The 23,649-nt window shown below is 45.8% G+C and carries 19 protein-coding genes and 1 tRNA gene; 6 read left to right on the plus strand and 14 right to left on the minus strand.

Features of this window, described 5'->3' with window-relative positions; all coding sequences use genetic code 11:
* Window positions 1–217 precede the first annotated feature (217 nt).
* The 4 genes from Q4Q50_RS19320 to def all read right to left on the minus strand — a co-directional run bounded on the left by Q4Q50_RS19320 (window position 218) and on the right by def (window position 3,828).
* On the minus strand, window positions 218–1,195 hold the full coding sequence (locus Q4Q50_RS19320) for a transposase (protein ID WP_311900702.1): 978 nt from the start codon (window positions 1,193–1,195) through the stop codon (window positions 218–220).
* A 185-nt stretch (window positions 1,196–1,380) separates the two neighbouring features.
* Complete coding sequence (locus tag Q4Q50_RS19325; RefSeq protein WP_259515624.1) at window positions 1,381–2,007, minus strand: LysE family translocator; 627 nt, start codon at window positions 2,005–2,007, stop codon at window positions 1,381–1,383.
* Window positions 2,008–2,236: 229 nt separating this feature from the next.
* A complete protein-coding gene (gene rhlP, locus Q4Q50_RS19330; RefSeq protein ID WP_259504996.1) occupies window positions 2,237–3,082 on the minus strand; it encodes a rhombotarget lipoprotein in 846 nt (281 codons plus the stop codon).
* A gap of 254 nt (window positions 3,083–3,336) precedes the next feature.
* On the minus strand, window positions 3,337–3,828 hold the full coding sequence (def, locus tag Q4Q50_RS19335) for a peptide deformylase (RefSeq protein ID WP_006081499.1): 492 nt from the start codon (window positions 3,826–3,828) through the stop codon (window positions 3,337–3,339).
* 295 nt (window positions 3,829–4,123) lie between these two features.
* On the opposite strand from def, the gene Q4Q50_RS19340 reads away from it, so the two are divergent.
* The gene (locus Q4Q50_RS19340; RefSeq protein WP_311900705.1) at window positions 4,124–4,561 is read left to right on the plus strand and encodes an MGMT family protein; all 438 of its coding nucleotides are present in this window, start codon (window positions 4,124–4,126) and stop codon (window positions 4,559–4,561) included.
* 216 nt (window positions 4,562–4,777) lie between these two features.
* Window positions 4,778–5,569 carry a DUF3108 domain-containing protein gene (locus Q4Q50_RS19345; protein WP_311900706.1) on the plus strand — a complete coding sequence of 264 codons (792 nt, stop codon included), beginning with the start codon at window positions 4,778–4,780 and terminating at the stop codon, window positions 5,567–5,569.
* A 395-nt stretch (window positions 5,570–5,964) separates the two neighbouring features.
* Here the strand turns inward: Q4Q50_RS19345 and Q4Q50_RS19350 are convergent, their stop codons facing one another.
* The gene (locus Q4Q50_RS19350) at window positions 5,965–6,744 is read right to left on the minus strand and encodes a class II glutamine amidotransferase (RefSeq protein WP_006081496.1); all 780 of its coding nucleotides are present in this window, start codon (window positions 6,742–6,744) and stop codon (window positions 5,965–5,967) included.
* 243 nt (window positions 6,745–6,987) lie between these two features.
* Between Q4Q50_RS19350 and fadE the strand changes: the two genes are divergently transcribed.
* Window positions 6,988–9,435 (plus strand): acyl-CoA dehydrogenase FadE, encoded by a 2,448-nt coding sequence (gene fadE, locus Q4Q50_RS19355; RefSeq protein WP_311900708.1) that lies wholly within the window; start codon window positions 6,988–6,990, stop codon window positions 9,433–9,435.
* Window positions 9,436–9,749: 314 nt separating this feature from the next.
* Here the strand turns inward: fadE and Q4Q50_RS19360 are convergent, their stop codons facing one another.
* From Q4Q50_RS19360 to dnaQ, 5 genes are all read right to left on the minus strand, one after another.
* Window positions 9,750–11,039, minus strand: a complete 1,290-nt coding sequence (locus Q4Q50_RS19360; protein ID WP_311900710.1) for an acetamidase/formamidase family protein — start codon at window positions 11,037–11,039, stop codon at window positions 9,750–9,752.
* A 92-nt stretch (window positions 11,040–11,131) separates the two neighbouring features.
* Window positions 11,132–13,114: a cation:proton antiporter gene (locus Q4Q50_RS19365; RefSeq protein WP_311900711.1), complete on the minus strand. Its 1,983-nt coding sequence runs from the start codon at window positions 13,112–13,114 to the stop codon at window positions 11,132–11,134.
* A gap of 275 nt (window positions 13,115–13,389) precedes the next feature.
* Window positions 13,390–13,466: transfer RNA gene (locus tag Q4Q50_RS19370), tRNA-Asp, on the minus strand.
* Window positions 13,467–13,796: 330 nt separating this feature from the next.
* Window positions 13,797–15,170, minus strand: a complete 1,374-nt coding sequence (locus Q4Q50_RS19375; protein ID WP_311900713.1) for a TIGR03503 family protein — start codon at window positions 15,168–15,170, stop codon at window positions 13,797–13,799.
* Between the two features lie 9 nt (window positions 15,171–15,179).
* Complete coding sequence (gene dnaQ, locus Q4Q50_RS19380) at window positions 15,180–15,908, minus strand: DNA polymerase III subunit epsilon (protein ID WP_006087270.1); 729 nt, start codon at window positions 15,906–15,908, stop codon at window positions 15,180–15,182.
* A gap of 70 nt (window positions 15,909–15,978) precedes the next feature.
* Here dnaQ and rnhA point away from each other — a divergent pair, with 70 nt between their 5' ends.
* Entirely contained in the window at window positions 15,979–16,449 is a 471-nt protein-coding gene (gene rnhA / locus Q4Q50_RS19385; protein WP_006081489.1) for a ribonuclease HI, read from the plus strand.
* A gap of 169 nt (window positions 16,450–16,618) precedes the next feature.
* Here the strand turns inward: rnhA and Q4Q50_RS19390 are convergent, their stop codons facing one another.
* Window positions 16,619–17,557 (minus strand): LysR substrate-binding domain-containing protein, encoded by a 939-nt coding sequence (locus Q4Q50_RS19390; RefSeq protein WP_006081488.1) that lies wholly within the window; start codon window positions 17,555–17,557, stop codon window positions 16,619–16,621.
* A gap of 32 nt (window positions 17,558–17,589) precedes the next feature.
* Window positions 17,590–18,327 (minus strand): class I SAM-dependent methyltransferase, encoded by a 738-nt coding sequence (locus Q4Q50_RS19395; RefSeq protein WP_311900715.1) that lies wholly within the window; start codon window positions 18,325–18,327, stop codon window positions 17,590–17,592.
* A 154-nt stretch (window positions 18,328–18,481) separates the two neighbouring features.
* Between Q4Q50_RS19395 and gloB the strand changes: the two genes are divergently transcribed.
* Window positions 18,482–19,273: a hydroxyacylglutathione hydrolase gene (gloB, locus tag Q4Q50_RS19400; RefSeq protein WP_311900716.1), complete on the plus strand. Its 792-nt coding sequence runs from the start codon at window positions 18,482–18,484 to the stop codon at window positions 19,271–19,273.
* Between the two features lie 232 nt (window positions 19,274–19,505).
* Window positions 19,506–21,053: a lytic transglycosylase gene (locus Q4Q50_RS19405; RefSeq protein WP_063884328.1), complete on the plus strand. Its 1,548-nt coding sequence runs from the start codon at window positions 19,506–19,508 to the stop codon at window positions 21,051–21,053.
* A 143-nt stretch (window positions 21,054–21,196) separates the two neighbouring features.
* On the opposite strand, the gene Q4Q50_RS19410 is transcribed toward Q4Q50_RS19405, so the two are convergent.
* Both Q4Q50_RS19410 and Q4Q50_RS19415 read right to left on the minus strand, forming a co-directional pair.
* Window positions 21,197–21,817 (minus strand): BsuPI-related putative proteinase inhibitor, encoded by a 621-nt coding sequence (locus Q4Q50_RS19410; RefSeq protein WP_311900717.1) that lies wholly within the window; start codon window positions 21,815–21,817, stop codon window positions 21,197–21,199.
* Entirely contained in the window at window positions 21,817–23,640 is a 1,824-nt protein-coding gene (locus tag Q4Q50_RS19415) for an AsmA family protein (protein WP_311900718.1), read from the minus strand. The genes Q4Q50_RS19410 and Q4Q50_RS19415 overlap by 1 nt, the downstream gene beginning before the upstream one ends.
* Window positions 23,641–23,649 lie beyond the last annotated feature (9 nt).

A 23,649-nucleotide genomic window follows, 5' to 3' on the forward strand; every position in this document is an offset into this window, starting at 1 on the left:
TATAAAAATAACCAACAATATCGAAGCTACGTTTACCAAACGGTTTGTGGCTGAGATTGAAAAGTCAGGTTTTCGGTGGATTATCCCTGGTTATTTGTTGATTTTCAGATCGTTAGCAGGAATTAGGTCGATTTGGTTCGAGTCAAACTCTCCACTGCTATGGATGAGTGAAGTTTGGCGCTGAACTATCTCTGAATGTGGACTATCTCTAAATAGCTCAGCTTGCCATTAAATTCAGACAGCAGTGGCGATAGTGCCTTCGTCGCTTTTCAAGGTGTTCGCAATAACAAGTAAGTTCTTGCAAAGTACCCACGGGACCTTTAAATAGCTGTCCGAAATGGTGAGTGAGCTTAAGCCAATGCTCAGGCGGAATATTAAGGCGACTCAGTAAGCTAGCACTGCTCGAACTGATACTTCCGCATTTATCATCGCGAATAATTCTGCCGGTATCGTCAACAAGTTGTAGATACTCTTGTAAATCAAAATGCAGCCCTTTAGGCATATTGTCCCGCTCATTACCGATAAAAGGCAGTAAGGTTTCGGGTTGTTTGCCTGCCAATACCGCGCGGATACGCCGTTGAATACTGGTGAAGTTCGAGGTCGCTGGTGATGTGGCCAGTTGAGCGCGGATAGGGTTGAGGTCAACATAGGTCATACATGCGAGCACTGCCGCCTCATCGAGTAGGGCTTGGGATTTAAAACGGCCCTCCCAGAAGCGTCCTGTGCAGTTATCCTCTTGATTTGCCTTACGGGCGATAGGTTCATTTAACGCTCGCATAAACCAAGAAATATCACTTAAGCGACTGCGGTATAGAGCGATATGGTGTTTAAGGTTAACCACGTCATGGGCTTCAACAACTTGCCCTTTGACAAATTGTTGTGTTAATTCAGTGCCTTTAAATACCTGATGCCAATGCTCAAGCACTTCCCTATCACTCCATTGATTAGCTTGGTAAATGTCCACGCAGAGTACCAAGTGCAGATGATTGCTCATCACCGCATAAGCAGCGACATCAATAGCAAAAACCTGAGCCAGCTTAAGCAGTTGTTGCTCTACCCACTCACGTCTATGGTCGTAGTTTTTACCAGAGAAATGGTCTTCACCACACAAATAGGCACGCCTAACGACTCGACTACAACAGTGATAAAAAGGCGTATCTTCCAAACTGATTTGAGTTCTCCTTGGCTGTGGCATCATCACACTCCTTGTGCTGGATTAAAGATACTAAGCCTAGTTGCGAAATTGGTGACTCACAAAGGAGTCATCGCTAAATTACGATGGGTGGCTTATGAAAAACTGCTTGCTTTCGGGGTCTTTCATCAACTCAGATCCGCTTATTTGAGCCCTGTCCCAGCTCTTAGCGGCCTAACCATATTCCACTATCTATCACTGGTCATGACTTTACTGGCCAAGCCAATAAGCAACACACCTGATATTCCCTCTAAGGCTCTGGAATAACGCTGGGAATTGGGCCGACTAAATACCCAGCTTCCTGCCGACGCATAAAGGACGTTACACAGGGTCGCTAACAAACTGAAAATAAGACCAAGGGTTAACAGCTGAATTGACGTTGAACCTGCTAACGGATCAATAAACTGCGGCAAAAAAGAGAGAAAAAATAAAGCGACTTTAGGATTAAGTACACTAACGACAATGCCTTGGTAAAATACGTTGCCGTTTGGTTTGCTATTGTCATCAACCACAATTTTATTGTTGCCACGCCACATTGATATTAACGCTTGAATGCCTAAATACACTAGATACGCGGCGCCCAACCACTTCACAATACTAAAAGCCAACGCTGAGCTGAGAATGATGGCAGATAATCCCAAGCTAGCAGCAAGCGTGTGAACAAAATAACCCACACCTAAACCCATCGCAGCTTTAAGCCCACTGATCATTTTCCCTTTCATTGTGTTAGATACAATGTAGATAACATCGGGTCCAGGGATAAGATTGATAGCAAGGCAAGCAACTGCAAACAGTAATAGTGAATTTAAATCCATTTAATTTTTCTCCTTGTTAAACGCGTAACCTATCGCGCCCGCGTAAGTGGTGTTCGACGCAACACCACAGCCTCTGCAAACCACTTTAAAAATAAAATCAAAACGTTAACTACAAGTAAGTTGATAACCAGAACCTGTGCTCAACTTTATATACTTTTTGCCCACGTCTTGATTCAAAGCAAACTTCAATTTGCTCATCCTTAACGATCTTAATTGGCGCTTAATTTTTTTATTCACGGCAAATCGTTAAACGGCGCAGCGCAAAAATCCCCAGTAGTGAAAGTATCAATAGCGATAAACTGCCACCGCCGCTGTAACCTTGTTTATGTTCTATGGTGGCAACCTGCTCTTCTTTAACCCGAGTTTTAAAGCGGGCGAGTTCATCGTCTAAATTCACTATCATATCGTTCACCGCGAGATCAAAGCCCTCATAGGATTTCTCTCTTAGGGTTGTCGTCACGCCAACAGCGGTTGAACTTTCAGTTAACTGATTAATGCCCGGCGCCCTAAATAACATCTTTTGGCTGCGCATATCGAACACTGCGGTATCAACAAAGGTTTGAATGGCATTCTCATTGCCAGGGATTAAATACATGCCCACGATAGTCCAATAAAGGATGGCGGATTTGTTCTCGTGGCTTTGCATCAGTTGATCGTAAGATACCAGTGCCATCACATCGACGTCATGCAGGCGGGCAACTTGCTGCAAGGTATTAAAACCTTTGCCATTTTTAAGATAGGTGCTCGGAATGATTTCAATACGATCGATATAATCGTATTTGATAAAGGATTGTTTCACCTTGTTGAGCAAAGCGACTTGGGCGCGACTGTCTATGGCATCGGCTTGCCAATGGGATGAAGGTAAAAAAGCAATGCCGACGGTAATTGGCAAACGCAGTACAGGTAAGGATGGCTGCTGGGCTTGGCGGCTCTTCTCATCTGGATATAAGTATTCAACTAAGCTACTCGATACCGCCTTTTTATCTGTGGTATTACCGTTAAAAAACGCGCTGCAGCCACTGAGTGAAAGCATTGCGAGTGAGATTATGCCGCTGGTTATGATCTTAAGTTTCATCTGTTTCCCTACCGTATCCATACACTGCCGCTAATGATGCTACTGAATTTATTGCTAGCGGATATTGCTGGCTACCTTATCCACTCATTACAGTTAAAACAAGTCGTTATGTTCACATATCAAATCAAAGACATTCAAACTCAGGTTTTACATACCAATTTTAGATACAAAAAAGCCGCATCATAAAATGCGGCTAGTCAGGTAGTGTCACACACGCTTATACACTTTTTTGTGCACGCTTTTATGCAATAGGCTTAAGCGTATTTACGCACTTTTTTAAGCGCAATTTGTTGTTTTAACATGGATAAATGTTCAATAAACACTTTGCCATGTAAATGGTCGATTTCATGCTGTAATACTATGGCTAAAAACTCATCGGTTTCGATTTCGATAGCCTTGCCCGTTCTGTCTAATGCGGTCACTTTGACCTTCTCAAAACGTGACACTTTAGCGCGATAACCGGGGATCGACAGACACCCTTCTTCACCCACAAACTCGCCAGACTTTTCGACGATTTCAGGATTGATCAGCACTTGAGGTTGGTCGCGACCGTCAGATAAATCGATCACGATAATCGCATCCGTACTGCCGACTTGCGTTGCCGCTAAACCGATACCATCGTCCGTGTGATACATGGTTTCGATTAAATCATCGATAAATCCCTGAACAGCTTCAATATCTTTTACAGGTTGCGCTTTACGTTTAAGGCGCTCATCGGGAATTGTTAGAATATCGAGTACAGCCATGCCAGTTATCTTCTCTCAGCGAGTCAAAAAAATTGGCGCTATTATGGACTATTTGACCATTTACACAATATTTAAGCTAAAAACAGTTTAAATATTTTGTTAGCAATCGAGATAGTCGATAAAAAATGTCGAGTAATGCATAATCCATTGAACGCTTAATGTCCTCACTTCTTCCGCTAAACCAGACTTTGCCGTTACACTAGCGCAACCTCGTCGCGGGCGACTTTTACTGTGTGACCTTTTAAGCCTGATTTTCTAAGCATGAACACGCATTTAGCTGAGGGCCAAGTATTCAATGGCATCGTTTCAGAAAGACAAATCGCCGCTGTATCGCTATCTTGAAAAAGATAAACAAGATGAACAGGATTTAGCGAGTCACCAGCCCCAAGCGGTGGACTTGTCTCCCATGGCGAAAATCTGGCATATCGTTGCGATGATCCCGCAGGGAAAAATCAGCAGTTATGGCAAAATTGCCGATTATGCGGGATTACCGGGGCGAGCACGTTATGTGTCCAAGGCACTCAAATCGGCACCCGAGCATTTGTCTCTGCCTTGGCACAGAGTACTCAATAGTCAGGGTAAAATCTCCTTCGAGAAAAATTCAGTCTCCTTTCAGGAACAGATGGAATTATTAAGAATCGAAGGCATAACAGTGAACTGCGGCAAAGTTAGTTTGTCTGAGTACCAGTGGCGTCCCGATCTGGTCACTTTAGTCATGGCAATGCCATTTTAGTTTAATATACTGATCCATAAACTGTTTACATCGCTATTTACAGAAGTGTCGGCCTCGGCTATAACCTGCTAACCGTCGATTCCGATTTTTGATTTACGCTGAACTGATTTACCCTGAACTGTGTAAGTAAGCATGCTACTCGACACTTTTTTATCAACCACTACTGAGCGTTTTGTAGTGATACAAGGTGAAAACCTGCGACCCAAGGAGCATTCTTTGCGTACCATTCCCACATTATTAGTGAGCTTAACTGCCCTCACCCACTGTATGTTTGCCATAGCCGCGCCGACGCCGCTCACGCCGCAGACGGCCGAATACCAAGTCAACTATGGGGATATCGAACTCGGTAAAGCTAAATACACGCTGCCCAATCCAGAAGATGGGGTGTATAAGTATCGTTTTGACAGCGATCTTAGCCTGTTATTGCTAACCGATGTGCGCCACATTTTGAGTGAATTTACTCAAGAAAATAGTCAACTCAGCCCTTTGCGTTACTTACAGCAGCGCCAAGGTGTCGGCCCGAATTACACAGAGCAAACCGCGTTCGCCAAAGCGCAGGGCTTTATTCATACCCGTTATAAAGACGAGAAAGGCAAATTCCCCTATGAAGGCGAAATTTTCGATCCGCTAATGGTGCAATTGCAATTCAGGCTCGATATGGCCGCGGGCAAAGAAGCGCTTGACTACAAGATGGTCAAAGACAACGAACTTGATGAATACAAGTTCCATGTGATTGGCAGAGAACGGATGAACATCGACAGTGGCAGTTACGACACAGTCAAAATTGAAGTGGTGCGTGACAATAAAAAGCGCCAAACCTTCTTCTGGATGGCGCCAGACTTAGCCTACCTGCCCGTGCGGTTAACACATTTTGAAAAAGGCAGTAAGCAGCTCGATATCAAGTTACTTAAATATCACTTCGATGAAGTTGTGAGCCAAGAAAGCAAGCCGGCAGATATTGCTGAGCGACCGCAAGTACCAAAACTGCTAGGTACGACAGAAGGTTAACTGGCAAAGCATTGAGTTAAGTTAAGGAAATCAACTTAGCTCAATGATACAAAGCCTTAGCTGAACTCACACCGATAAAACCAAACCGAAGTTATACCGAACCGAATGAATATCTAACCGAGCTAATATTTAACCGAACTAATATTAACGGAATCTAGGGCCAGCCTCTAATGTTCGGTTAATGCTCATAGCTAATAGTTCATAGCTACTAGTTCATAGCGAACAGTTCATTACCGCATGTTCGTTGCTAATGGTCTATCACTAACCATTCATTGCTAGAAGATGTGTTGGATACTGACTCAATCTTTTTAAAAAGTGACCTGAACAAAGCAAAATCAGCCGCAAATCTGCTCGCCCCCTTTTTTTAGCACAGGTGTTAGTACTGTTGGATAACATCAAAGATCGATTAACAGCTCGCCTAATCTAAACAACTTCCAGTTACCGGGCTGCATGACATGCCACTGTTCGTTCTCAGTCAATGGACGAGTCGCAATCACAGTCACGACATCGTGGGCCGTGGTTTCCTTATCAAAATCAATCACCACATCGGTATCGATAAGTTTCGCTTTGCCAAAAGGCGCGCGGCGAGTGATGTAACATAAATTGTTACTGCAATAGCTCATCAAATGCTCGCCATCGCTCAATATCATGTTGAACACACCTAAGGCACGGATTTGCTCGGCCAACGTCGCGACATAATGGAACACAGCCAACATATCCTCGGGTTTAGTGCCGCCAAACTTCTGGGCAACTTGTTCCAAAATCCAGCAGAAAGCGAGTTCGCTGTCAGTATCGCCAACGGGTTGATAGCGCGAAACGTTGAACTTGGGCAGATAGTCCGTCAATTGGCCATTGTGGGCATAGGTCCAATAACGTCCCCATAATTCGCGGGTAAAAGGATGGGTGTTCTCTAAAGATACGCAGCCGCGATTCGCTTGGCGAATATGGCTTATCACCACTTCACTTTTAATCGGGTAGGATTTGATCAATTTTGCAATATGCGATTCGCTACTCGGGCAAGCATCTTTAAAAGTACGGCTGCCTTTGCCCTCGTAAAACGTAATACCCCAGCCGTCCACGTGGGGACCTGTTACGCCTCCACGTTGTGCTAATCCCGTAAAACTAAACACAATATCGGTTGGCACATTGGCGCTCATCGCCAGTAACTCGCACATATTTCTCGCCCATCATCAATCAAAAATCCACTTGTTAGCATTGTAACTAGTTGATGACATTTGTGGAATGACCAAAGCTGACAAATAATTTAAACAATTGTTTGAAAAATACTTGTATTAAAATTGTCTTAGGTTTAACTTTTATGCGACACAGGTCTGACCACAAACTATAATTGTGATCGCAATCAACAAAACACTCTATGACCTGTGGTTGGCACTCGGTCATATTTAAGGAGAATTACAGTGACTACCCTACTTTGGATCATCGCCATGATCTTAGTGCTAGGAGCCCTAGCTTACCTTCGGGTATCTTTGCTCACTGCCACTATTGCAGCCGCTGTTGTGATGACAGCAGGATGGACATTCGATGTTGTCGGCCCTATCTCTTGGATCATTTTCCTTGTGGTAGCCTTGCCGTTAAATATCAGTGCATTTAGACAAAATGTGATCAGTCGTCCACTGATGAAGGTATATCGCGGCATCATGCCGGAAATGTCTTCAACAGAGAAAGAAGCGATTGAAGCCGGCACCACTTGGTGGGAAGCCGATCTGTTTGCGGGTAACCCTAACTGGAAAAAACTACATAACTACCCAGTTGCGCGTTTAAGTGCAGACGAACAGGCCTTCCTCGATGGCCCTGTTGAAGAAGTGTGCCGCATGGTGAATCAACACCAAGTGTCACATCAACTTGCCGATCTGCCTGCCGACGTATGGCAATATCTGAAAGATAATGGCTTCTTCGCCATGATCATTAAGAAAAAATACGGCGGTTTAGAATATTCAGCTTATGCCCAATCGCGCGTGTTACAGAAACTTGCGGGTTTGAGCAGTGAGTTGGCATCAACTGTTGGTGTGCCTAACTCTTTAGGCCCTGGAGAGCTGCTGCAACATTACGGCACGCCAGAGCAACAAAACCATTATTTGCCACGTTTAGCCAAAGGGTTAGAAGTACCTTGCTTCGCACTGACCAGCCCAGAAGCTGGTAGCGATGCAGGCTCTATTCCTGACTTTGGTATCGTGTGTAAAGGCCAATGGGAAGGTGAAGAAGTTCTGGGTATGAAACTGACCTGGAACAAGCGTTACATCACTTTAGCACCTGTCGCGACAGTATTAGGCTTAGCCTTTAAACTGCGCGATCCAGAACATCTACTTGGCGATAAAGAAGAACTCGGCATTACTTGTGCTTTGATCCCTACCGATATGGAAGGAGTTGAAACTGGTCGTCGTCACTTCCCGCTCAACTGTATGTTCCAAAACGGTCCAACTCACGGCAACGAAGTGTTTGTCCCATTAAGCTTCATCATTGGCGGCCCGAAAATGGCTGGTCAAGGCTGGCGCATGCTGGTGGAATGTTTATCAGTGGGTCGTGGTATCACACTGCCATCAAACTCAGCTGGCGGCGTGAAAACCGCAGCGCTGGCAACGGGTGCTTATGCTCGCATTCGTCGTCAATTCAAATTGCCTATCGGCAAGCTTGAAGGTATCGAAGAGCCAATGGCACGCATCGGCGGTAACGCCTATCTGATGGATGCAGTGACAACGTTGACCACCACAGGTATCGACTTAGGTGAAAAACCATCGGTTATCTCTGCAATTGTGAAATATCACCTGACGGATCGTATGCAGAAATGCGTTATCGATGCCATGGATATTCACGGTGGTAAAGGCGTGTGTCTTGGCCCTAACAACTATTTAGGTCGTGGCTACCAAGCTGCGCCTATCGCGATTACCGTTGAAGGCGCAAACATCCTGACCCGTTCTATGATCATCTACGGCCAAGGCGCAATTCGTTGCCATCCTTACGTACTGGCAGAAATGGAGTCAGCATTTGATACCGAATCGGGTCAAGGTTTAGCTAACTTCGATGCAGCCATCTTTGGTCACATTGGTTTTGCGACCAGTAACTTCATCCGTAGCTTCTGGCTAGGTCTGACATCAAGCCGTTTCTCTAACGCGCCTTATTCAGATAAAACCAAACGTTATTATCAACAGATGAACCGTTTCAGTGCCAACCTTGCCTTGCTCTCTGACTTAGCCATGGCAACCTTGGGCGGCAACCTTAAACGTAAAGAGCGTATCTCTGCCCGTTTAGGTGACTTACTGAGCCAACTGTATCTGGCATCAGCCACGCTGAAACGCTATGAAGATGAAGGCCGCCAAACCGACGACTTACCATTAGTGCAGTGGGCGGTTGAAGATGCGCTGTACAAGTTGCAAGCCTCGTTAGACGATTTATTGGATAACTTCCCTATGGGTCTTGGCGGCGCATTACGCGTGGTGATGTTCCCATTCGGTCGTCCACTGAAACGCCCAAGCGATGTGTTAGATCATAAAGTCGCTAAGATCATGCAAACACCGTGTGAAAGCCGTGACCGTCTAGGTAAAGGCCAGTTCTGGACCAACTCTGAGCACAATGCTGTGGGTATCCAAGAACAAACGCTACTGGACATCATTGCATCTGAGCCTCTGCATGACAAAGTCTGTAAGGCGAGCGGTAAACGTCTACCCTTCATGTGGTTAGATAAAGTAGCCGCTGAAGGTAAAGCACTGGGCGTGCTGAGCGACGATGAAGTTAACTTGCTAGAAAGAGCGGAAATCGGTCGTATGAAGTCAATCAACGTTGATGACTTTGACCCTGCTGAACTGCGTCCAGAAGTGGTTTCAACCTCTTCACAGGAACGCGCAGCGTAATCCACTCAGTAAGATTAAACCCACAAAAAGGAGGCTAATTAGTCTCCTTTTTTATAAGTCTATCTGCCTCCGTCACGAATCAACCGCTCAATATGATACAAGCTCAATCACATAAAGCTTCACAACCAGATGACGAAAGCTATTCAGCGTTAACATAGCTTATCCTTTATCCTGCAAACGATGTCGCATAACAGCTAGTCCCGCGGAACAAAAAAAACAATGTAATGGCGTGAATACAGTGCCAAGCGTTGTGCTTTAAAACTAAGAATACATCGTTAATATAAGCTAAAATGCACTGCGTCGTGTATCAATACTTACTGCAAACGAGGCATAGTAAGAAGTGACTTATCAAGCTTCAAGGCAACGCCCACGCTGCGCCCAGCGAGATTAGGAACAGAATAATGAGCAGCACTGCCGAGGAGAATCGCACATTCTGGCAGCGTCAATCCATAATCTAGTTGTAACCACTGAATAAGCCCTGTTGTCGCCGAACGTAATGCCTCATCTAATGATCCCGCCTGACCTAAGACCATGATCTGAGCCGGTGATTCAACACGCGGCATCGCTATCGATTTAGCCTTGATCACATCAACCGTGAATTCAACATCCATAGAGGTTTCCAAAGCATACTGCGAGGTTTCCCCATCCCCTTGCAACGCATGAGAGTCGCCAAGATAGAGTAAAGCACCAGGTTGTTGCACGGGTAAATAAACAATATTGCCTTCAACTACTTTGTTAAAGTCCATGTTGCCTCCAAAGCGTCCGGTATCACCCGTAGATACGGGCGCAGAACCAAAACCTGGTGCAACAGCCAGCCCACCTAGCATAGGCCGTACTTTAATTGTGTAGTCTTTTAAATGCTCAGTTGGCGTTTCCAAGCTCGCCATTCCACGCTCTCTGTCCAATTTCCAGCGCACAGGCTTTCCAAGTTCGTCCGCTTGAGTTGCAAAACGTGCCCCCAATGCTCGCCCTACTATCGCATCCAAGCTATCAGCATAATCTCGATTCAATCTAAGTCGATTTATCCGTATGACCAGCGTATCCCCTGGCGCGGCGGTGGCAATAAAGAAAGGGCCAGTTTGTGGATTTCCAAATAGAGCCTTAGTGACGCCGTGCTCATCGACCCCACCCGAGTCAATCGTTTTTGTTTGTACTGTATCCCCAGGCCAAATCGTGAGGACGGGTGTGCGATGAGGATCAAATAGATTGGAATAGTTTGTCGGCATGAATTCATAACGCCGCGGTTGGCCTTCTGGACGCGTGGCTATTTTCCTTGCCGAAAAGGCATGTTTCACCCGAACTTTTGGATGATTGGTATCAGGAAAATCGGCAATACCTTCAATGGTATTATCCTGCATCTTGCCCTCATAGTGATAGAGCGCGCCATTCGCATCTATGCTTTCAAAGGTAAGACTTGTACCTTGGCGATGTCCGCTCAGCTTGTCACCGTCTATATCGCCACTGAGATTGTCACCCTTGGATGTTAATGTCAGTGTGCCATACACAGGATTACCCCAGAGATCCGCTGTCAGTAGCCATTGTTCAGCTGCGTGCGCCTGTCCAAAAGCAAGACTCAAGCACATGAGTGTGGAACATTTCAACATCGGTATTCTCCAGTTTAACTTGCGAATATGAGAGTGAGTTTGTCGTATCAACAAGATAAAACATGGCAGTAATACCTTATGACATGCTCAAGTTAACTCTTTATCATGTTATCCACCACACCCTTGTCAGCTTCGTCATTTATTACAGTGTTAGCGTCTGATTTCTCGAGCCTTAATTGCTCAGCCTCCTCTTCCGCTTTTACCTTCGCTAAAGCGGCTTCTGCTGCGGCTTTCTCTTGGGCTTCCTGTGCTTCTCGCTCTGCAATCGCTTGCTGTACTTTGGCTTCTTCTAAGGCTTCAATCGGCAACAGGCTAATCAGCTCAATACCATTCGGGAACACAGTATCGTTGCCAGACACTACAACGACCTTACCTTCCTTGGTTAAATAAACCAGTGGCATAGCCGTTTCACCGTAACGCTTACGGAAATGCTCAAAGCTGAAGTTTTCAGTTAAATTGGTCACTTTAAGCTGAGCGCCTCTCGCCATTAGGCTTGCTATCTTGGCATAGGACACGGCATCACCAAACAAACATAAACGCTGCTTATAACTTTCTGAGAGCTGGTGGCGCGCACTGCCGACCTCGGTATTATTTAAGCCAAAGACCTTCTTAGTGCCAAAGAAATCTTGAAAATGGAAACTCACTAAAGGGTTCAATTGTCGATAAGGCGAAATGATCAACACGCGGCCAATCCCCGTTAAATCCATATAGGTTTCAGCATGTTCCGATGCGGGATTACCAAAATACACTGGGATATTATCCATACGTGCGAGGCGTATGTTATCCCAGTTATTATCAGCCAATAGCACTTTGATATCCTTGGCTTTTAAGATTTTAGCTAACTCACGGGAAAATTTAGAAGCACCGAAAATCAATAGACCTTGGGCAGAATCGGCTTTGACACCTAGGAATCGCGCCCAACGTCCCGCGGTTAAACTTTGGATAACAACCGTGCCGATAATAATTAAAAACACTAAGGGCACAATCGCATCAGCGCCCTGCACATTGTTGGCTTCTAACTTAATCGCAAACAATGACGATACCGCCGCAGCGACAATGCCTCGCGGTGCAATCCAGCATAAAAACCACTTATCAGCCCTCGATAAAGAGGTGCCTATACCAGAAACCCAAATACTCAGTGGCCGTGCTAGCAACATAGTGACCGCTAAAACGCCCAGTCCACCCCAACCTAAGTCGAGCATGGCATTAGAATCTAATCGCGCCGCCAATAAAATAAACAGTGCCGAAATCAACAGTACGGTTAAGGTTTCTTTAAATTCGAGGATTTCAGCAATATCCACACCGCGCATATTGGCAAGCCAAATGCCCATAACGGTCACAGTCAGTAAACCCGACTCTTCCTGTAATAGGTTAGAGCCGACAAAGATACCCAGCATTAAGGTCAAGACTGCGGTATTGCGCAAATAATGTGGTAACAGGTTGCGTCTTAATATTTGCCCTGTGAGGTAACCTGCCGCAGCGCCGAGCCCTAATCCTAGCGAAAGCATAGAGCCTAATGCATAGAGCACATGTGTCGTGGGATCGCCTGAAACAGTTATGTATTCAAAAACTAATACCGCCAGCAATGCGCCTATGGGGTCGATAACTATGCCTTCCCAGCGCAAAATACTGGCAAGTTGGGATTTAGGGCGCACACTTCTAAGCATAGGCACGATAACCGTCGGTCCCGTCACCACCACTAATGCGCCAAAGAGGAGTGCTATTTCCCAACTAAAATCGAGTAAATAAAAGGTGGCCGTGCTGATACAAGCCCAAGTTATCACTGTCCCTATAGTCACAAGATGCGTCACCATACGACCATGATCTTTGATTTCTTTAAAGTTGAGGGTCAAAGCGCCCTCAAACAAGATCACGGCAACCCCGAGAGAAATGATCGGAAAGAGTAAATTGCCAAAAATCACATCGGGATTGAGGAAACCAAGTCCGGGGCCGAGGGTGAGTCCACAGAGCAGTAAGGGCAAAATTGCCGGTAAGCGTAGTTTCCAACCAAGCCATTGACAAAAAAGCGATAACACTCCAATCAGCGCTAACATACCCGTGATTTGTTCAACCATAAAAAATCCTTTAGGTGAGGAAAACAATGAGCTCGCATTATCTTTAATGAAATAGATGACATGAGCATGATAATGGCTCGGGAATTATCTATTTCGCTTAACAATAGCAGCAAATGCATAAACGCTATAAAGTTTATCGAAGACTGCATGACCTAAGTGAAACCAAGGCGCAACAGCGATGGACTGCAAGCTGCAGCGATTTTATGCTGCAATTATTTGATGAAAAAGATAGAAATAAAAAGGCCTTACATTGCTGTAAGGCCTTTTTATTAATTTGGCGGAGCGGACGGGACTCGAACCCGCGACCCCCGGCGTGACAGGCCGGTATTCTAACCAACTGAACTACCGCTCCAAATTCTTCCATATCCAACATCTGACGATGTTTCAAAACCCGCTAACCCCAGCGTGATAGGCCGCTGATGTCAAAGCGATAGTCTAATAAAATTAAACCACGCTTCAGATTCTTTAAACAGAACGATAATTTAACTGACTTATCAAGGCTTCTGCATAAGATGCGAAGAATAATACGGTCGAGCCCAGCGGGCGTCAACCGTTTTTTTACTTATATTTTTCATTTGATTAAAAAAAAACCAAATCAATATTTGAGCTTGATTTATGTCCCAAATATCGCTGAAACGCCGCAGTTCAAAGTGATTAATCAAACACATCAAGTGACTGCGAACTATCGGTCTTTATCCGCTTCATCTGGCATAGTGAGATCGATTTCATCTAACGAAGGCGCTGCAGCTGAATTCGCTGATGCTTCCTCCAATAAACGTGACTCAGCGGCAGCTAAGGCCTGCGCTAGACTTTGGCGTTTACGCCACACAATTAATCCCACCACGCCCAAGACTAATAAGATAGTGTTGATTGTGATGATCCAAAACATCGCATCTTTCTTTGCAAGTTCTTCTTCCTCTGCCGCTTTTTGTGCAGCAACAGCAGCTAACTCTTCGGCGCTCGGTGGTGGCTCTGGTGGCTGAATTAAGTTGAAAAATAGCTCAGGTAAATCAAGCACAATCTCTCGACCAGTAATCGTTGTCGTCGCCACGAAACCTTTAATACGATAACTACCAAACTCAGTCACAGTCGGTAAATCTAATTCAGAGTCCGGCTCAGTAAGGCCATTCACCGTTAAAGGCAGTTGTAAGCCAGCAGGACCCACCAACTCAAAGGAAAAATGCGTTTCAGCCAGTTGCAGCACAGCACTATCGACGTGCAACATGATCTTCCATTGCCCTGTTAACGGATCGTCTGGGGTAATGACTTCTAAATTAATTGGCCGCGGCGATAATCTAAACGGAAATGAAATCTGCCGCTCAAACACGTTGTTGCGTGCCTGCACCACAAACTCATAATCACCCCAAGGCTGCTTTACATTGAGATTACTGGTAAATACGCCATCATCGGGTTTTTCATCATAATCTTCACCATTGTCTTTATAGGAACCAACAATAATGTCACCCGCGGCAAAGTTCTCATCGCCGGCCCTGTGCTTACTCACAAAATGAGCCGTCCATTCCACCAGAAAGTCGAGTCCCGGCATGCGCACACGCTGAGCATCCCCCATCAACTGGGCGACAATTTTAACTTGCTCACCTTGGAATAGCGGCTGCGGCAAAGGCTGCACTTCGATTTCGAGTTTAGAGAGTTTTTTGAGGGTCGAACCAGGGACGACTTTGCCCACCAACTGCCAAGGTCCAGGCATAGGTGATTCAATGTAAATAATGTCGCCAGTAATACCATCGACCCACTTAACGGTTTCGGGATGGCGATTGGCATACCATTTACTGCCATCGGGCAACACTATCACTACTGGCGCAGAGCCGTATTCACGCTCAACTAACAGCGTCATGTTATCGACCATATGGTCGATACGAAAACGGTTTTTAAGCTCTGAGGCCGTCTCCAATCCTACAATCGGGGCAGCCTTAGGCGACTTAACAACTTTTTGGTTGGGCTCTTGGTCGGCGGCCAATACAGACGTCACACTCACAAGCAGTGTAGTGACAGCAAGGCAAAGCGCTAAAATAAGTTTATGGCACGACATCGGCATAATGATTTTCTATCCTCTCCAGAGGCATTTACCTGATTTTGCGACTAAATCAAGGCGTTGTTCATGCATAGTCAATTCATCGGCCGATGCACCGATCACTTTAAGGTTAAGTGATTGCGGATCAAAACGTTGAATCCCCCCCGCTTCCTGCCCCGCTTCCTCGTTGGATAAATTAAACTTTGTCTGCCCGCCGGTCATGATCAGATAAACATCGGCGAGGATCTCGGCATCGAGCAAAGCACCGTGATATTCGCGGCGCGACGTATCCACGCCATAACGCTTACAGAGGGCGTCAAGGTTGTTTTTCTGACCAGGATGCAGGAACTTAGCGATGACTAAGGTATCGAGGATCTGACAAATATCAGCGGTTTTTGGTCCACGCGGCTGCAACAGTGAAAACTCATGATCCATGAAGCTCACGTCGAAGTTCGCGTTATGGGCGACGATTTCAGCGCCGTCGATAAAGTTGATAAAGTCTTGAGCAACTTGATGAAAACGCGGCTCTTTGGAAACGCGCTCATCGGTAATACCGTGAACGGCGATGGCTTCTGGATCGATTGCTTGACCTGGATTGATATATTGGTGGTAATAACGCCCCGTCAAACGGCGGTTCACCACTTCCACACAACCAATCTCGATGATCCTATGGCCTAAATAGATGGCGCCGCTGCCCTGGTTCATACCTGTGGTTTCGGTATCCAAAATAACCTGACGGCTAGCGTTAGAGATAATATTCATTTTTTTATGCGCTTCTTATGACAATTTTTGGTTATACTCGGCCGAAATTCCCGGCTATGGTAACAATTTGATGACTGAACTAAAACTGATCCACATCTTCACCGACGGCTCTTGCTTAGGCAATCCCGGTCCTGGCGGCTATGGCATTGTAATGAATTATAAAGGCCATACAAAGGAGATGTCCGACGGTTTTGCGCTCACGACCAATAATCGCATGGAATTATTAGCCCCGATCATAGCGTTAGAAAGCTTAAAAGAGCCTTGCCAAGTCGTGCTCACCAGCGACAGCCAATATATGCGCCAAGGCATAATGACGTGGATCCATGGCTGGAAGAAAAAAGGTTGGATGACATCAAACCGTACCCCAGTCAAAAACGTTGACCTGTGGAAACGTTTAGATAAAGCCTCACAGATGCACACTATCGACTGGCAATGGGTTAAAGGCCACGCGGGCCACGCCGAAAACGAACGTTGCGATGTATTAGCTCGCACCGCGGCAGAATCAAAACCGACCCAACCCGACTTAGGCTACCAGCCTTAACTCTGTGGCCCTTACTTAAACTAGCTAAGTTTGAACAGCCAAAGTTCATACAAGCTAATTCGAAAAAGTAAGTTCGATGCCATCACGCCTGAGCTAAACACTTAGGCGTGATGATTTATTTCACTATTTATCTCACCGTAAACCCACAGTTCAAATTAACCGCTTAAGCTCACTGCATATGGCCATTGCTATCAAACGGCTTATTTGGTTCCACGCCTGCGATATTGAAAAAATTCTCACAGAACTGCACAAAAGCTTGGCCAAGGGATGTCGCCTGACGGCTCTTATGGGTGATGCGATAAAACTGCCGCTCCAGCACTAATCCCTCAATCGTGACTAACGCCAACTCTTTGCGGCTGATTTCTTTCTCCAGCGCCAGCTCAGATAACACCCCAAGCCCAGCACCTTGTTTCACCGCCAGTTTAATCGCATCCGGCGTAGTAAAGCAGAACTTAGCTTCTGGCTGCATATCCAACTCATTGGCAGCATTGACAAAATACTCACGAGTGCCCGAGCCTTCTTCACGTAGCACCCAAGACTGGCCTCTCACTTGCGCCGGTTTAACGACTTTCCCTGCTAGAGGATGCGCCGGATGGCAAAACACCAGTAATCTATCCTTATGCCATGCCTCGACACTCAAACGATTGTCAGTGCAATGGCCTTCAATAAAACCCATTTCTGAGCGGAACTGCGCAACCGCTTGGATCACATCTTGAGTATTAGTAATCGCCACATCCACATGGGTTTGAGTATGTTGCTGACAAAATGCCACTGCGGCTTTCGCCATCAAATAGTTACCTATGGTTGAACTGGCACTGATACTTAACCGCCCAACCAAATCGCCGCCATGGTAGGTAAATGCCTGCTCAATTTGCTCGACACGGTGCAATAAATCCGTCGCCAGTGGCAACAGTAAATTGCCCTGCGAGTTCAGCTGTAATCGATTGCCAATGCGCTCGAATAGGCGGGCATTGAGCTGTTTTTCTAACTCAGCCAAAGCCATAGAAGTGGCCGGTGGTGATAAATTAACCTGCTCCGCTGCCTTTGCGACTTGGCCGCTACGTGCCACAGCCTCAAATACCGCCAGTTGTCTTAAGGTGATCCGCATATTAAAACCTATACTAAAAAAGAAATGGCTTATCAGTTTTCCGAATGCTCTGATAAATGCCCTGAACGTCCCGCGGTCGGTGCCGTGGTCCAATTCGTTTGCCGCACCTTACGTTTATCGCGAATAGGCGTGAGTGGCGACTCGAGTTTACGCGCCACAATCAAATACAAACTGCCCGCGCTAGGCAGCCATGACGCTAAACTCTGTTGAAAAAATTTGCCTTGGGTGAAATCGCCCATTAAAGGGTGATAGACCAAACGTTCATCGCCCACCACTTGATAACCCAATAAACCTAACCAATCTCGCACCCTTGATGGCATAAAGAAGCGGCCATTCCATGGGAGACAATCCTGATACTTAGGCCACAACTTACCCAAAAATACCGGACTCAAGGGATTAAAACCGATGATAAAAAGATAACCTCCGGCGATGAGTACCCTGTCGGTTTCGCGAAGAATACGGTAAGGATCGGATTCAAATTCGAGTAATAGACTCATCACCACCGCATCTATCGCCGCATTTTGCAGGGGTAAATGGCAAAAATCACCTTCAATTGAGGCGCCTTGAGATGACGAGAGTGAAAAATGATGGGCCACTGGCGATGCCATACTCGATAATTCGGCACTCAAAGGCCCTAACTTTAACAAATGATAACCAAAGACTCTTGGCCACCAATCTTCAAGCTGCTTAGCAACGGCTTGTTGCAGCGCTTCACCATTGGGCAAGTCGCTCCATTGTTCGGGTTTGAGCTCAGTACTAAAATGCGACACAGAGTTCCTCCGTTAGCTTGGTAGACAAGTATCCAATTGGGTCAAAAATTACTGCCATTTTGCCATAGGGCAAAAGCGGCAAAGGTCGCCAAAGGCTGTTCACTTATGGATAATACCTTTATCTTCAAATTGAAATACAGACATAGGCAGTTCTATGCTCACTATAACAGCGATTAAAGCCTTTAATGACAATTATATCTGGGTGTTACAACAACAGCCGCAAACACAGGTTTATGTTGTCGATCCCGGTGATGCGAATGTAGTTATTGACTATCTAGAGGCCAATCAACTCACGCTAGCGGGGATTTTACTGACCCACCACCACAACGACCATACGGGTGGCGTCGCTGAACTTCAAGCCTACAGTCAAGACAGGCTCACGGTCTTTGGCCCAGACAATGAGAAGATTAAAGGCATCACCCATCCACTGCACGCAGCAGCGCAGCCCAGATTAACACTCGGCTATATGAGTGGCGAGCTGCAAGTCTTAGATGTACCGGGGCACACAGCAGGACATATTGCCTACGTTATTGAAGATGCCTTATTTTGTGGTGACACCCTCTTTAGCGGTGGCTGCGGACGCTTATTTGAAGGGACGCCAGCGCAAATGCTCGATTCATTGCAGCAACTTGCCCAGCTTCCAGCCGACACTCGGGTGTATTGTGCCCATGAGTACACACTTTCAAACCTCAAATTTGCCCTCGCGGTCAATCCCAACAATCGCGCGCTGCAAGACTATAACGAACGCGCCATAGCGTTGCGTCGCCAAGACAAAGCGACTATCCCCTCCACCATCGCTTTAGAGCGCGCCATCAATCCCTTTCTACGTGCCAGCGACACTGAGATTGTTGACAGTATAAAACAGCATTTTAGCGATCTAAATCATGCCAATTTAGACGAACTTGGCGGTTTTACCCTGCTCAGACAGTGGAAAGATAATTTTTGATCACAAAAGCAATATTATAGATTGAAATTTAAACAGTTTTTTCCATTTTTGATGATGTAAATCAAAAATGGCCTTACATTATGTACGATAATTAAGGGACAAGATCGAAAAGATCCCATAGAATGGCTCGTTTTGCGTGAAAACTTTGCGCGCTGCGTCGTCTTTATCTTCATATAAAACATACTGTTACTATAAAGAAAAGCTATGCACTAACAGAGGACTACCGTTTTCAATGAGAGTATCACTTTATGTTGTTGTAGGGGGATTTGCCCTACTCACAGGTTGTCAGACTTTAGACAACCATGGCGTTAATCAGACAGAAGTTGAAGCCGTCACAACCGAAAATACAGTCCCAGAATATTACCTCGCAACTGAGGCTCCGTCGGCGCAAATTACCGATGTGTGGGAACGAATTCGTCAAGGTATGCAGTTACCGGTTCCCGATCAAAAATTGGTGAACCAATATCGCGATTGGTACATCAAAAATCCACAGCATCTAGAGATCATCTCAGAGCGTGCTGCACCTTATATGTACCTGATCGTAGAAGAGCTTGAAAAGCGTCATCTTCCGATTGAGATAGCTTTATTACCTATTATTGAAAGCGCCTTTGATCCATCGGCGTCTTCAGCAAGTGCGGCATCGGGTTTGTGGCAATTCACCACGCCTATGGCCAGCCATTTCGGTTTAGAAATGAACTGGTGGTACGACGGTCGCCGTGATGTGCCCGCTTCAACGACTGCAGCGCTCGACATGTTGGAATATCTTTACGATAAAACCAATAACAATTGGCTTTATGCTATTGCGGCCTATAACTCGGGTGAATCTCGGGTGCTCAATGCGATTAAACGTAACGAGAAGAAAGGCTTAAAAACTGACTTTTGGTCATTGGATTTACCCAGTGAAACCGAACGCTACGTGCCGCAACTGCTGGCGCTGGCCGAAGTCATTAAACACGCCGATGAATATGGCATCACTTTAGCGCCAATCAGCAACAATCCTTCAATTGAAGTAGTTGATATTGATAGCCAAATTGATTTAGCCATGGCAGCAGGTTTAGCAAACATGACCACACTTGAGCTGCAAAAGCTCAATCCTGGTTATAACCGCTGGGCCACTTCGCCACTGGGGCCGCACACCTTAGTATTGCCGATTGATAAATCGGAAGAATTTAAGAAAGCACTCGCCGAAACAGAAACCGAAGATAGGATCAGTTGGCTACGCTACACGATCAAATCAGGTGACAGTATTGGCAAAATTGCGAAGCAGCACCACACGACGATTAATGCAATTCGCGCCGCCAACGGCATGAAAAACAATACCATAGTCGCGGGCAAGCATTTGATTATTCCTGTCGATGCGCAAGACAAACAGCTCTATGCCCTGTCGACTCAGCAACAATTGCCGAAGAAATCGCACGCTGCGACTGAATCGACAAAAATTGCCTATCAGGTTAAGTCTGGTGACACACTTTCTGAAATCGCCCAAGCCCATAAAGTGACAGTGAAACAACTTAGTGTTTGGAACAAATTAGGTAAGAGTGACAAGCTACAAAATGGTCAAAAACTGGTGATCTTAGCGCCGAAAAATCTTGAGCAAACTGCGCAAATTCGCACTGTGAGTTATAAAGTCAAATCCGGTGATTCACTTGCCCGTATCGCCAGCAAATTTAACGTGACTGTGGCCGAGCTATTAGAATGGAATAGCCTAGCGCAATCACAATATTTGCAACCAGGCCAAGTGATTAAATTAGTAGTCGATGAAAGTAAGTTAAACGCATAAGGCTAAACAGGTTCATCGTTTGTACTGAATGATTAGTATTATGGTCCCTAAGCAAGTTTGAGCCACAGATAACAAAAAGGCAGCAACCCTATCGGATTGCTGCCTTTTTCTATTAAGGGCCTTTTCAATTATGAGAACCGGCGTTATTCCATTGTCAGTAATAAGACAACGGGCGCCATAACAACGGCATCAGACTCTAATGCTTTAGCGGCAAAATGCGCTTCTAAACAAGCGCCATCTGCGGGTATTCCAGCAAACGCTTTGGGCGGAATGCTAAAGGAAGTGGTGATCACTTTCCCCGCTGCCAATTGGCTATCGCGTAACGCTTGGGTAAACATCATATCATCAGACCATGCCCACAGACGTTTGCCCTCTTGCGTTACCAGCCACAAATCCGCCGTCATTCCTGAGTTGTAACGCAGGCCAACGGCATAGATTTGTGTATTGGTCACAGTCAACGTCGCCTTAACTGGCTGCTTGAAATCCACAAATGGCTCTAAGGCTAACTCGCCGCGAAGCAGTCCTGGCGTAGCATCAGTCGTCATAGCTTCAACCTTTAATGTCGGTGTACTTTTAAGACCTGAAACATCGAGCGCAAGATCGGCAGCGCGAACGATCTCAGGCTGAACCGCCGCGGCTGTTGTCGTCTCGCCCTTGGTAGACTGACTCGTATCAGCAGCTTCAGGCGCCGAGCACCCAACAAGTTGCCCGCCGACAAAAGCACTCGCGCAAACAAGCAATGCGTAGCGCATTGGAGCAACCATTAGAAACCTCCTAGTTTTTTCAGTAAGGAGTCTTTTAATTTTTCCTTAGCTTTGTCGGTTTCTTCTTTTAACTGATTATTCAGTAACGCTTTAGTATCCAAGGCATATTCAGGTTTTTGGAAAGTCCCGGTAATAGCCAACGGAATGTCAATTCCAGCCAGCGCATCTTTGTCGCTACCGCCCTGACCTTTTAATGAATTCACTAGGCTAGTCGTCAATCTGTAGTCTAAGGCTTCAGTCAATAAATTCGCCGTACCTTTGCCCGCCAAACGCAATAAAGGTGAAGACATAGCAAGATCTGGGTTAGTAGCAACGCCATTATCCAGCGAGAAACTGCCACTCAGACTCGAGAAGTCGGTTTTGCGTTCTTCCTTGGTTTCTGGCGATAAGTCGCCCTTTAACTTAGCTTGGGCACTGCGGATCATCTGCGGAATGTTAACCCCGTACAAAGCCCCGTCATTAATATCAAAATGGCCATTGGCTAATAGATTTTTCTTTAACTGCTCAGGGATCAAACTCTTACCTTTACCCTTCACATCAAAGTTGGCCGTACCCGCCAGCAAGTCCACATCCGCCGCATCTTTCAACAAAGGACGAATTTGTACACCCGTCACTTTTTTATCGAATTGATAACTTGCCACCGCTTGACGTGCATCGACCTGAGCGCTCACCAGCAACTTACCTTGGTATAAATCCGCATTCAATTTGGTTAGATCTAACACGCCATTTTTAATCCCCACATCCATCAACCAATTTTGAGTCGACAGGTTAGCAACCTTAATAGACTTAACGGTCAACTTGAGTTTTACATCAAGCTGCTTAAGGGCAGAGAGATCAGGCTCAACTGCCGGAGTGCTGTCAGCGGGTGCTTGTTCTGTTGCGGCAGCGGTCTCCGTTTTAGGTAACAGCGTATCTAAATCGATATCGCCGACTTGAAAATCAGCATTGATTTGCGGAATTTTTGTGGCGTAATTCAGGCCAACTTTACCCGCAGCCGTAATGCTCGCCGCGGTAAGCTGCACAATATCGACGGACAATTGCTGTTTATCTAACGCGATTTGCGTCGCTAAGCTAATCGATGTTTCGAGTTTCTTATTGGGAATACTTTCACCTTCCACCACAGTGTCAATTTTGAGCCCATTGACGACGAGTTGCGTAAAGTCTCGGCTTAGTTTTAGCTCACCTTTGCCTTCGCTGCTTACCGTCATGTCCGGCATAGTTGCACTAAATTCAAAGGCGATGGGCGCAAATGTATCTAAAGCGAACTCACCTAAGGTGAAGCTTTTTAAGGTAAAGACTTGAGTTTGCTTTTTCGCTTCGTCAATCATATTAATTTGGGTATTGGTGATTGAAATACCGCCAATATTAATATCGTTCAGTTTGGCATTTGAGGAAGTTTCGGCCGCTGGAGTTGCGGCTTTCTTACTATTATCACCACTTAATCCATCAAAACTGCTGGTGCCATTCTTACGAGTCACTAAATTAATGGTTGCGCCATCTAGACTCAGTTCCGCAATTTCAATTTGCTGACTAAACAATGGCATCAACGCCACTTCGGCAATGGCTTTGTTGACTTCTAACATAGCCTTAGGGGTAAATCCCTCTGGATTAGATAAAGACACGCCACCTAAATTAATGCCGATAACAGGGAAAAAGGTCCAAGATAAATCGTCTGTTATGACTAATTCACGACCCGTTTGTTTTTTCACGGCATCGACTATTTCAGGTTTAAAATCATTAGGGTCGAAAAACACGGTGAGATACACTGTGACTAAAAGAATGAGCGTCACCACTAAGGCCAGGAGCCACTTAATGAATTTCATATAAATATC

The organism is Shewanella scandinavica, from assembly GCF_031932065.1.
Classification (GTDB): domain Bacteria; phylum Pseudomonadota; class Gammaproteobacteria; order Enterobacterales; family Shewanellaceae; genus Shewanella; species Shewanella baltica.

What these genes read in the sequence shown, in the direction of transcription:
- Q4Q50_RS19320 (WP_311900702.1), bottom strand. Translation starts at nt 1,195, where the DNA reads ATGCCACAGCCAAGGAGAACTCAAATCAGTTTGGAAGATACGCCTTTT.
- Q4Q50_RS19325 (WP_259515624.1), bottom strand. Translation starts at nt 2,007, where the DNA reads ATGGATTTAAATTCACTATTACTGTTTGCAGTTGCTTGCCTTGCTATC.
- rhlP (WP_259504996.1), bottom strand. Translation starts at nt 3,082, where the DNA reads ATGAAACTTAAGATCATAACCAGCGGCATAATCTCACTCGCAATGCTT.
- def (WP_006081499.1), bottom strand. Translation starts at nt 3,828, where the DNA reads ATGGCTGTACTCGATATTCTAACAATTCCCGATGAGCGCCTTAAACGT.
- Q4Q50_RS19340 (WP_311900705.1), top strand. Translation starts at nt 4,124, where the DNA reads ATGGCATCGTTTCAGAAAGACAAATCGCCGCTGTATCGCTATCTTGAA.
- Q4Q50_RS19350 (WP_006081496.1), bottom strand. Translation starts at nt 6,744, where the DNA reads ATGTGCGAGTTACTGGCGATGAGCGCCAATGTGCCAACCGATATTGTG.
- Q4Q50_RS19360 (WP_311900710.1), bottom strand. Translation starts at nt 11,039, where the DNA reads ATGTTGAAATGTTCCACACTCATGTGCTTGAGTCTTGCTTTTGGACAG.
- Q4Q50_RS19365 (WP_311900711.1), bottom strand. Translation starts at nt 13,114, where the DNA reads ATGGTTGAACAAATCACGGGTATGTTAGCGCTGATTGGAGTGTTATCG.
- Q4Q50_RS19375 (WP_311900713.1), bottom strand. Translation starts at nt 15,170, where the DNA reads ATGCCGATGTCGTGCCATAAACTTATTTTAGCGCTTTGCCTTGCTGTC.
- dnaQ (WP_006087270.1), bottom strand. Translation starts at nt 15,908, where the DNA reads ATGAATATTATCTCTAACGCTAGCCGTCAGGTTATTTTGGATACCGAA.
- rnhA (WP_006081489.1), top strand. Translation starts at nt 15,979, where the DNA reads ATGACTGAACTAAAACTGATCCACATCTTCACCGACGGCTCTTGCTTA.
- Q4Q50_RS19390 (WP_006081488.1), bottom strand. Translation starts at nt 17,557, where the DNA reads ATGCGGATCACCTTAAGACAACTGGCGGTATTTGAGGCTGTGGCACGT.
- gloB (WP_311900716.1), top strand. Translation starts at nt 18,482, where the DNA reads ATGCTCACTATAACAGCGATTAAAGCCTTTAATGACAATTATATCTGG.
- Q4Q50_RS19405 (WP_063884328.1), top strand. Translation starts at nt 19,506, where the DNA reads ATGAGAGTATCACTTTATGTTGTTGTAGGGGGATTTGCCCTACTCACA.
- Q4Q50_RS19410 (WP_311900717.1), bottom strand. Translation starts at nt 21,817, where the DNA reads ATGGTTGCTCCAATGCGCTACGCATTGCTTGTTTGCGCGAGTGCTTTT.
- Q4Q50_RS19415 (WP_311900718.1), bottom strand. Translation starts at nt 23,640, where the DNA reads ATGAAATTCATTAAGTGGCTCCTGGCCTTAGTGGTGACGCTCATTCTT.